Origin of the sequence: Pelagibius sp. (genome assembly GCF_028281305.1) — a bacterium.
Classification (GTDB): domain Bacteria; phylum Pseudomonadota; class Alphaproteobacteria; order Kiloniellales; family Kiloniellaceae; genus Pelagibius.
In genome coordinates, this window is record NZ_JANQKD010000029.1 from 1 (window position 1) to 8,753 (window position 8,753).

Below are 8,753 nucleotides of genomic sequence, written 5' to 3' on the forward strand. Positions count from 1 at the left end.
CGACAAGCTCTTGCAGAACTTCCGTGGCTTCGTGCTCATCGCCGCAATCATGCTATGGCTCAGATAACAAACAAATTGTCACCACAGCCTAGGCCGACCTGGAGGTCCTGTAGCGCGTCGCGGAGCCGTTGTTGTTGTGCGCGGACGGCGGGTTTGACGCGCCGGAGGCAAGCGGTCCGCCACGCCGGTAGGCGCCGCCGCCACGGTCCCGCAGGACCTCTTTGAGGCTGCGCAGCGGACGCTGGAGATAGGGGCTGACAGGCTTTGACTGCTTCATGACTCCATCTACGGCAGTGCCGTCCTGGCGGTTTCGCAATCCTCAGCCTTCGCGCCAAGCGGCGGTGGATTTGCAGCGCTTGCAGATCCGCTCGCCATGCCAGGTGCTTTCGAAGCGGTCACGGCACATCAGGCACTGTCTGACCACCGCTTCCTGCGGCACATTCGCCACCGGCTTCTTGAAAGATGACTGTTTCATGAAGGCGATATGGGGACGGATGCAAACATTTCAAGGAGTTATAAGCTTACTCTAAGGTTACCAAAGGCCCGGAAAGCACCATAAATGGTTGAGAAAGGAAGATGTTCCTTATCCAGGCCGCGCAGAGCGCTTGTCACGCAGTGCGGGTGCGAGCCCCAGGTTTCCGCCCGCCGTCCAGTCCGAAAAACGGCCTCAGCGCGTTGCCCAGGTAACTGCCCCCCAGGCCCGCGGCAAACCACAGCCAGCCGTGCAGGCTGCCGGAGGCGACGCCGCTGAAATAGGCGCCGACGTTGCAGCCGTAGGCCAGCCGGGCGCCATAGCCCATGAGCAGACCGCCCAGCGCCGCAGCCAGCACCTTGCGCCAGGGCAGCCGCCAGGCCGGATTGAACTTTCCGGCCAGTCCTGCCGCCAACAGGGCGCCGACGATCACGCCGAAGTTCATCACCGAGGTGCTGCTTTCGAAGACCGACCCGGCCAAAGCACGGCTCGGGAAGGGCCAGGTCCAGAAAGCCCAGGCGGAGAGATCGACCCCGGCGGCGCTGGCCAGCTTGCCGGCCCAGAGGGTGTAGCCGAAGCTGATGGTCCAGGGGTGGCCGGCGGCAACAAGGGTCACGGCGTTCAAGACCGCAAGCAGCACCGCGCCCCAGATCAACGGCCAGGGGCCGGAGATGCAGGAGCCGGAGATGATGAACTGCCGCCAGCCGCGCGTCGGCATCTCCTGCAGCACGTCAGCCGGACGGCGCCGGCGCTCGACCCAGAGCGTCAGGCCGGCAATGGCGCCCAGAAAGGCGAGTTGGGCCGAGAGCGCCGGCACCAAGCCCCATTCTCTCAGGATGGATATGCTTCCCAGGCTGGGCGTCTCGATCCACCAGGGCATATGAAGGGTGCCGATCAGCGAGCCGATCATGAAGAAGATCAAGGTGAAGACCATGTGGGTGGAGCCGCCGCCGACCGTGTAGAGCGTGCCCGATGCACAGCCCCCGGCCAGCTGCATCCCGATACCGAAGATGGCCGCACCGATGGCCACCGAGAGGCCGAGTGGCGCGACGGCACCGCCGCCCACAGTCTCTCCGAAGAAGGATCCCTGGTGGATCAGCGGAAAGAACAGCAGGCTCGCAAGGGCAAGCATGACCATCTGGGCGCGCAGGCCTGCGCCCCGGCCCTCGGCAATGAAGACCCGCCAGGCAGAGGCAAAACCGAAAGCGGCGTGATAAAGCACCAGTCCCAGCGCTGCGCCCAGAAGATAGAGCCATGCCATCCGTTGGCTGGCGTCTTCTGAGATGACGACCATGCCGGCGACGATCAGCAGCAGGGCCGGCCCGGCCACGCGCCAATCGACCTGCCGTGGGCGCGCCGCCTCGGCCGGTGCGGCAGTCTCTGCGCTGCTCAACGGCGCCATGCTCCTCCAGCCCGCAGGCGTTCCATCGGATTGCTCCCCATTGGATCGTTCTCGGTTTTGGCTACGCGGCGGTGCAGCCCGGCTTCAGTAAACCGCCGCATCGGCGCTGTCGAGGCGGCCCCACGGCATTGTGAGCAGAGATGAGCGGGGATTCCCTAAGGCGCCTTGGCGCCGCCGGCTGTCACCGGCAGGTCGGGCTGGGCCGCCCAGTCGACCATGGAGCCGTCGTAGAGGCGCACGTTCTCACGCCCGAGGATCTCGCTCTGCACGAACCAGCCAAGCGATGCCCAGTGGCCGGTGTTGCAGAACGTGATGGCCCCCTCGCCCAGTTCCTCGATGCCGGCGGACTGCGCCAGGGCAGCCGCCCGCGCTTTGCTGACGAAGCGGCCGGCACCGTCCGTCAGGCGCCCTTCCGGGAGCGACAGGGCGCCGGGGATCGTTCCCGGGCGCGGCGCCGCCGGATGCGCGCTCTGGCCCAGGTACTGCTGGGTCGGTCTGTTGTCGACCAGGGGGGTGCCGGCCTGCATGGCCGCAACCACATCGCTGCGGTCGGCAATCAGCTCGGGGCGGAACTGCGCCTTGAACATGACCGGCTGCGGCGACGCCGTACCCTTGGCGACCGGGTTCGCCGGATCGGCGGTGTAGGCACGATAGCCGCCGTCCAGAATGGAAACGGCGTCGTGACCCAGCACCTTGAAGGTCCAATAGACACGGGTCGCGCTGCCCATTTCCAAAGCGCTGGCCCCGGCAGCGACGATCACCACGTGATGATCGTTGCCGATGCCCAGGCCCCCGATCAGGGCCTCCAGATCGGCAACCGGGGGAAGCTGCCCGGGCACGCCATCGCGCGGCTGGCGCCAGCCGTCGCGCAGATAGTCGCTGTAGACCGAGCCGGGGATATGGCCCTCGGCGAAGACCGCTGCCGAACCGCCGCTTATCCGATTGCGGACATCGAGCAGGCGGAGATCGTCGCGGTCTGCATTCGCCTTCAGCCAACCGACGTCGACCAGGGGCCCGGCCGCATCAGCCGCCTGCGCCGACCCGGTAAGCGCTCCCGGCATCAGGACTGCGGCCAGGACCATCAGAGCTGCGGCTCCCAGGACGCGAACTTTCAGTAAACGGGCCGGGGTTGTGAAGATCGCGTTTCGCTTTGTCGTGCCCATGCGGCGCTCCTTGCGGGCTCAAAGTCTTCCGAAATCAGCATTGCACAAAGTAAAATAGATATAAATAACGAACACAATATGTGTTTTATGCCGCTATTTTGCCTCTTGCGGTTTCGCGCAGCAGTCGATTGAACAGGCGTATTCGGGGCAGAGGATGCCCAAAAGCCTGTTTTCCTTAGGGCATTGTTCAAAAAGGGGGGACCATGCCTGCCGTTTCTGTGGCACCCGGGTCAGACTTGGCGCACGGGTCGGTAATGGTTGACGTCATTGTCGATCCAGTCGATGAAAGTCACCGGACGAACCGCCGACGAAGTTCGTTCTATGATCCTGGCTATAACCCTGGCCATAACCCCGCCCATGTCCTCGCGGCACGCGGGCGCGCCGCGCAGAGGCCGCCCCGCCGGGGGCCCTCTGAGGGCCGGCGCGGGCCAGATCCTAAGGACCGCCGCATTGCGGAACGGCTGTGGGAGCCGTTTTTCTTGAGGGGAGTTTCCATGAACCTGACCGGCAAGAAGCGCCGCGGCCTCGGTACTGTGGCAGCTGTCGCCTTTCTCGGACTCGCGACCGCCGCCTGCACGGAGGTCAAGGACACCCTGGACGGCGCCAACGAAAGCGTGTCCAGCATCTTTGACGACGAGACGCCTCTGCCCTCGGGCGAGCAGGACGCCCTGGTCGACAGCGCCGCCTTGAATGCGCTCTATGACGAAGGCCTGCGGTTGCGCGACAGCGGTGCGGAGGAAGAAGCCCTGGTGCGGTTCCGCGAAGCCGCCATGCGCGGCCACGGGCCGGCGGCCTACGAACTGGGCGAAGCCTACAACACCGGCAGCGGTGTCGAGCAGGATCTCAACGAGGGCGCCAAGTGGATCAACGCAGCGGCCACCCGCGGCGAACCGCGCGCGCAGTATGTCCTGGGCTCCGCTTACTATGCCGGTGACGACGTCGAGCAGGACTTCATACGGGCCGCCCGCTACCTCACCGATTCGGCCGAGCAGGGCTACGCCCCGGCCCAGTACCTGCTGGCGGAATGCTACGCGAACGGGCGCGGGGTGACGAAGAACCTCTCCTGGGCGGCACGCTGGTACGGCAAGGCCGCCGAGCAGGGCCATACGGAAGGGGCGTTTTCCTATGGCGTGGTCCAGGCCGCCGGTCTGGGCGTTCCTGAGAACATGGTGGCCGGTTACTCCTGGCTCTCGGTTGCCGATCAGCAGGGTCATGCCACGGCCAAGGATATCCGCGCCGCCATTGCCAACAACATGTCCGCCGAGGAGTTGGAGCGCGGCAAGGCGGGAGCGGCCGCCTTTGAAGCGGTCGGGGACTCCGTCTTTGCCGACAAGCCGACTGTCATGTTCGTGCAGCACAGCCTCAACCAGTTGGGCTTCAATGCAGGTGTGGTCGACGGCCTGATGGGCCCGCGGACCCGCGGCGCCATCGGCGCCTTTCTAAGCAGCGTCGGTGCCGAAGGGGACGCGGCGGTAACGCCCGAGTTGGTTCAGCGCCTCTTCGAGAGCCAGCAGAACACCGCCTGACGGATCTCAAGCTGGCTAACAGCTCTCACGCTGGCAGATCCCTGGCGGGCCCGATCCTCCGCCGGGCCTGCCCTCACTTCGGATACGTCTGATTCCGGATACGCCTGGTTCCGGCTGCCGCCCTGCAGCCGGCGGGTCCGCGCCGATTCCTGAGGGGCCGGTTATTAAGGTAAGGCTAAATTAACTAACTGTGGGCAGTTTGTTGATCTCTCCCGCAGGCACCGGACAGAAGAGTGACGGCACACCCGCTCTACAGACTCATTTACATGAGCACGGCCCGTGACGACATGTCCGACGGAGACCTGGAAGCCATCCTTACGGTGGCCCGCCGATCCAATGTGGCGGCAAGCATCACCGGCCTGCTGCTCTACGGCGACCGCCACTTCCTACAGTGCCTCGAGGGAGAACAACAGCACGTCGAAACCCTCTATGATCGGATCGCCGCGGACCCGCGGCACAGCGGCGTGCTGCGGCTGATCGCGGGCCCGATCGACGCGCGGGCCTTTCCCGATTGGTCGATGGGCTTCCGGCGGCTGGACCGCAATCAGGCGTCGGTTGTCGCCGGCTTCGTCGACCTGGCAAGCCAGGACGTCAGCGACGTGCTGCCGCCGCAGGTTCCGCAGGAAGTTGCTGTGTTCATGGAACACTTTTCCCGGCACAACATCCTGCTGTCACGCGACCGCTAGAGCCGAGAGCCGCCCCTCACCCTCTGAATTGCAGCGTCAAATCAGCTTCAGTTGGGCCGGGGCCTCCGGCAGGACCGACTCTTCCAGCAGCCCGGCATCGTCTTCGCGCACCGCGTTTACACGCTTCGAGACAGGCGTCAGGGCCACGGCCGCCGCGGGCAGAGGTCGCAGCAATGGGAAAAGATCACCCTGGCCGCTGGCGGGATCGAGCCAGGGGCCGACGGCCTCCGGCGGTAGGATGACAGGCATGCGGTGGTGCACAACCGCCATCTTGTCGTTGGCCTGGGTCGTGATCAGCGCGCAGGTCCCGGCCACCTCCCCGGTCGCGGCGTCGCCAGCGCCCTGGTATGCACCCTGGTGTGTGCCTGGGGCCAGAGGCTCCCAGACCGCGGCGAAGGCGAACGGCGCTGTCTCGGCAAGGCGCACGCAGTAGGGCTGCCGGTTGCCGTCCTGCCGCCACTCGTAGAAGCCATCGGCAAAAACCACGCAGCGGCGCTGACGAAAGGCGGCACGGAACGACGGCTTCTCGGCCACGGTTTCTGCGCGGGCGTTGATGAGCGGCGTGATCCCGCGGCCGCTTTGGACAACCCCCTCCCCACTTCCCTTGGCCCCATTTCCCTGGGCCCAGGACGGCACCAAGCCCCAGCGCAGCCAGACGAAGTGCCGCCGGCGCTCGGAATCCAAACGCATCGCCGCCACCGCCTGGCCCGGCGCGACATTGAAGCGCGCCGACAGATTCGGCAGCTCGGGAAAGCCGAAAAGGCGCTGCAGCGCCTCAACCGGCGCCGTCAGAAGGAAGCGTCCGCACATGCCTCAAAATTCTTACCTGTGGGTAACCGGCGCAATCCCCTTGCCCCGCCGTGCCGCTGCGCTACTATGCTTAATGTTCTCATTTTGTTCATGATGACAGAATCAAGACTGCTGGCTAGATTTGGACCATATCTGGTGCGTGAGGGCAGCAATTAACCCTATATCTTGTACACGCATTGCACATTTGGGTCTTCCACACGCTGTGGACTGAGGGGAAACAAACATGGATGGATCGGGGATTTTCGGGCGCAGCCGGGCGGTTGACAGCGATGTCGAAACCGGGCCGGCCACTGTGGATAACGAAGTCGCTGCGGAAAGACAACCCGACGAATCCACAAAGCCGGACGCCTCCGGAGTTCCGGGCGCCGCCACGGCCGCGCAGACTGCTGACGACGCCGGCGCTGCGGAAGACCTGCCCGAAGACCTGCCCGAAGATCTGCCCGAAGATCTGCTGGGCAACGGTCAGATTCGCGACGAGTTCCAGAACGAGCGCGGCATCCGCGTGCGCATCCACCGGGAGCGTGACGACCTGCTGACCGCGTTCGGCAAGGCGACCCTGACCGACCGCTATCTGATGCCCGGCGAGAGCTTCCAGGATCTCTTCGCCCGCGTCGCCGCCCACTATGCCGACGACAGCGCCCACGCCCAGCGGCTCTATGACTATATCTCGAAGCTCTGGCTGATGCCCTCCACGCCGGTGCTGTCCAACGGCGGCACAAAGCGCGGCCTGCCGATCTCCTGTTTCCTGAACGAAGCCGGCGACAGCCTGGATGGAATCGTCGACCTGTGGAACGAGAACGTGTGGCTGGCCGCGCGCGGCGGCGGCATCGGCAGCTATTGGGGCAATCTGCGCTCGATCGGCGAGAAGGTCGGCCAGAACGGCAAAACATCCGGCATCATCCCCTTCATCCGGGTGATGGATTCGCTCACCCTGGCGATCAGCCAGGGCTCGCTCAGGCGCGGCTCGGCGGCCTGCTACATCCCGATCTCGCATCCGGAGATCGAGGAGTTCATCGAGATGCGCCGGCCGACCGGCGGCGACCCGAACCGCAAGGCCCTGAACCTGCACCACGGCGTGGTGATCAGCGACGCCTTCATGCGCGCCGTCGAGAAGGACGAGGAATGGGGGCTGCTGAGCCCCAAGGACAACGCCGTGATTCGCAAGGTGAAGGCCCGCGATCTCTGGATCCGTATCCTCACCGCCCGTATCGAAACCGGCGAGCCCTACATCATCTATGGCGACCACGTGAACCGGCAGATCCCGGAGCACCACAAGCTCGCCGGCCTGACCGTAAAGATGTCGAACCTCTGCAGCGAGATCACCCTGCCGACCGGCATCGACCACCACGGCGTCGACCGCACGGCGGTCTGCTGCCTGGCGTCGATGAACCTGGAGACCTATTTCGAATGGCAGGACAACGAAGCGCTGATCGAAGATGTGATGCGCTTCCTCGACAACGTGCTGCAGGACTTCATCGACAACGCGCCGGACTCCATGGAGCGCGCCAAGTATTCGGCAATGCGCGAGCGCTCCGTCGGCCTGGGCGTCATGGGCTTCCACTCCTTCCTGCAGGCCAACGGCATTCCCATGGAAGGCGTCATGGCCAAGGTCTGGAACAAGCGGATCTTCGCCGCCATCCGCAAGGGCGCCGACGCCGCTTCGCGGAAGCTGGCCGAAGAGCGCGGCGCCTGCCCGGATGCCGAGGAGTTCGGCATCATGGAGCGCTTCTCCAACAAGATGGCGGTCGCGCCCACGGCCTCGATTTCGATCATCTGCGGCGGCGCTTCGCCCGGTGTCGAGCCGATTGCCGCCAACAGCTATACCCACAAGACGCTGTCCGGCTCCTTCAACGTGCGCAACAAGCACCTCACCGCGCTGCTGGAGGAAAAGGGGCAGAACACCGAAGAGGTCTGGACGTCGATCACCGTCAACGAGGGCTCGGTCCAGCACCTGGACTTCCTCAGTGACGACGAGAAGGACGTCTTCAAGACGGCCTTCGAGCTGGACCAGCGCTGGCTGATCGAACACGCCGGCGACCGTTCGGAGTTCATCTGCCAGGGCCAGTCGCTGAACGTTTTCGTGCCCGCCGACGTGCACAAGCGCGACCTGCACCAGATCCACTATCAGGCCTGGAAGAAGGGCGTGAAGAGCCTCTACTACTGCCGCTCCAAATCGATCCAGCGGGCGGAATCGGCGGAAGGCGCCGGCACCACCGCTGCCGTGCCGCACCTGGGCAAGATCTCCTCCAAGGAGACGCCGGCCCTGGCGGCCGCCAACACCACCGACTACGAGGAGTGCCTCGCCTGCCAGTAGGCACGTCTTAAACGATCAGGCGGCCCCGGCCCTCGCTGGTGCAGGCGGCCGCCGAAGCAATGCCTTCCGAAGATTTCAAGTGTGTGTAGGGGATACTTCGGAGGCCCGAGGCCGGCGGTTCGGGGGGACCGCCGGCCTCAGCATCCGAAAACCCTGCCGTGGGAGAACCAAGACGCCATGTCCCTGCTCGACGCCAGCCCGGTCTACAAACCCTTCCGCTACCCCTGGGCCTATGACGCCTGGCTGATGCAGCAGCGCATCCACTGGCTGCCGGAAGAGGTGCCGCTGGCCGACGACGTGAAGGACTGGAACCGCAACCTGACGGGCGCCGAGCGCAACCTGCTGACCCAGATCTTCCGCTTCTTCACCCAGTCCGACGT

Annotated in this window: 9 protein-coding genes; 4 read left to right on the forward strand and 5 right to left on the reverse strand. The window is 65.1% G+C overall.

What is annotated here, in order from left to right:
* Nucleotides 1–88: 88 nt before the first annotated feature.
* The 4 genes from Q0982_RS07900 to Q0982_RS07915 form a co-directional block, all read right to left on the reverse strand.
* Complete coding sequence (locus Q0982_RS07900) at nt 89–277, reverse strand: hypothetical protein (RefSeq protein WP_299393902.1); 189 nt, start codon at nt 275–277, stop codon at nt 89–91.
* Between the two features lie 42 nt (nt 278–319).
* Entirely contained in the window at nt 320–475 is a 156-nt protein-coding gene (locus tag Q0982_RS07905; protein WP_299393904.1) for a hypothetical protein, read from the reverse strand.
* A 133-nt stretch (nt 476–608) separates the two neighbouring features.
* Entirely contained in the window at nt 609–1,874 is a 1,266-nt protein-coding gene (locus tag Q0982_RS07910; RefSeq protein WP_322096977.1) for a YeeE/YedE family protein, read from the reverse strand.
* 155 nt (nt 1,875–2,029) lie between these two features.
* On the reverse strand, nt 2,030–2,956 hold the full coding sequence (locus tag Q0982_RS07915) for a sulfurtransferase (RefSeq protein WP_299393909.1): 927 nt from the start codon (nt 2,954–2,956) through the stop codon (nt 2,030–2,032).
* Nucleotides 2,957–3,531: 575 nt separating this feature from the next.
* Here Q0982_RS07915 and Q0982_RS07920 point away from each other — a divergent pair.
* Nucleotides 3,532–4,563 carry a hypothetical protein gene (locus Q0982_RS07920; RefSeq protein ID WP_299393912.1) on the forward strand — a complete coding sequence of 344 codons (1,032 nt, stop codon included), beginning with the start codon at nt 3,532–3,534 and terminating at the stop codon, nt 4,561–4,563.
* A 233-nt stretch (nt 4,564–4,796) separates the two neighbouring features.
* Nucleotides 4,797–5,249, forward strand: coding sequence for a BLUF domain-containing protein (locus tag Q0982_RS07925; RefSeq protein ID WP_299393914.1), 453 nt, complete (start codon nt 4,797–4,799; stop codon nt 5,247–5,249).
* 36 nt (nt 5,250–5,285) lie between these two features.
* Here Q0982_RS07925 and Q0982_RS07930 read toward each other — a convergent pair whose 3' ends face one another.
* Entirely contained in the window at nt 5,286–6,059 is a 774-nt protein-coding gene (locus Q0982_RS07930; RefSeq protein WP_299393917.1) for an SOS response-associated peptidase, read from the reverse strand.
* 223 nt (nt 6,060–6,282) lie between these two features.
* On the opposite strand from Q0982_RS07930, the gene Q0982_RS07935 reads away from it, so the two are divergent.
* Together Q0982_RS07935 and Q0982_RS07940 are read left to right on the forward strand one after the other, a co-directional pair.
* Nucleotides 6,283–8,373: a ribonucleoside-diphosphate reductase subunit alpha gene (locus tag Q0982_RS07935; RefSeq protein ID WP_299393919.1), complete on the forward strand. Its 2,091-nt coding sequence runs from the start codon at nt 6,283–6,285 to the stop codon at nt 8,371–8,373.
* A 177-nt stretch (nt 8,374–8,550) separates the two neighbouring features.
* A partial coding sequence (locus Q0982_RS07940) for a ribonucleotide-diphosphate reductase subunit beta (protein WP_299393922.1) occupies nt 8,551–8,753 on the forward strand: 203 nt, incomplete at its 3' end.

Excerpts from the sequence above, each read along its gene's own strand:
- Q0982_RS07900 (WP_299393902.1), bottom strand. The coding sequence starts at position 277 with ATGAAGCAGTCAAAGCCTGTCAGCCCCTATCTCCAGCGTCCGCTGCGC.
- Q0982_RS07905 (WP_299393904.1), bottom strand. The coding sequence starts at position 475 with ATGAAACAGTCATCTTTCAAGAAGCCGGTGGCGAATGTGCCGCAGGAA.
- Q0982_RS07910 (WP_322096977.1), bottom strand. The coding sequence starts at position 1,874 with ATGGCGCCGTTGAGCAGCGCAGAGACTGCCGCACCGGCCGAGGCGGCG.
- Q0982_RS07915 (WP_299393909.1), bottom strand. The coding sequence starts at position 2,956 with ATGGTCCTGGCCGCAGTCCTGATGCCGGGAGCGCTTACCGGGTCGGCG.
- Q0982_RS07920 (WP_299393912.1), top strand. The coding sequence starts at position 3,532 with ATGAACCTGACCGGCAAGAAGCGCCGCGGCCTCGGTACTGTGGCAGCT.
- Q0982_RS07930 (WP_299393917.1), bottom strand. The coding sequence starts at position 6,059 with ATGTGCGGACGCTTCCTTCTGACGGCGCCGGTTGAGGCGCTGCAGCGC.
- Q0982_RS07935 (WP_299393919.1), top strand. The coding sequence starts at position 6,283 with ATGGATGGATCGGGGATTTTCGGGCGCAGCCGGGCGGTTGACAGCGAT.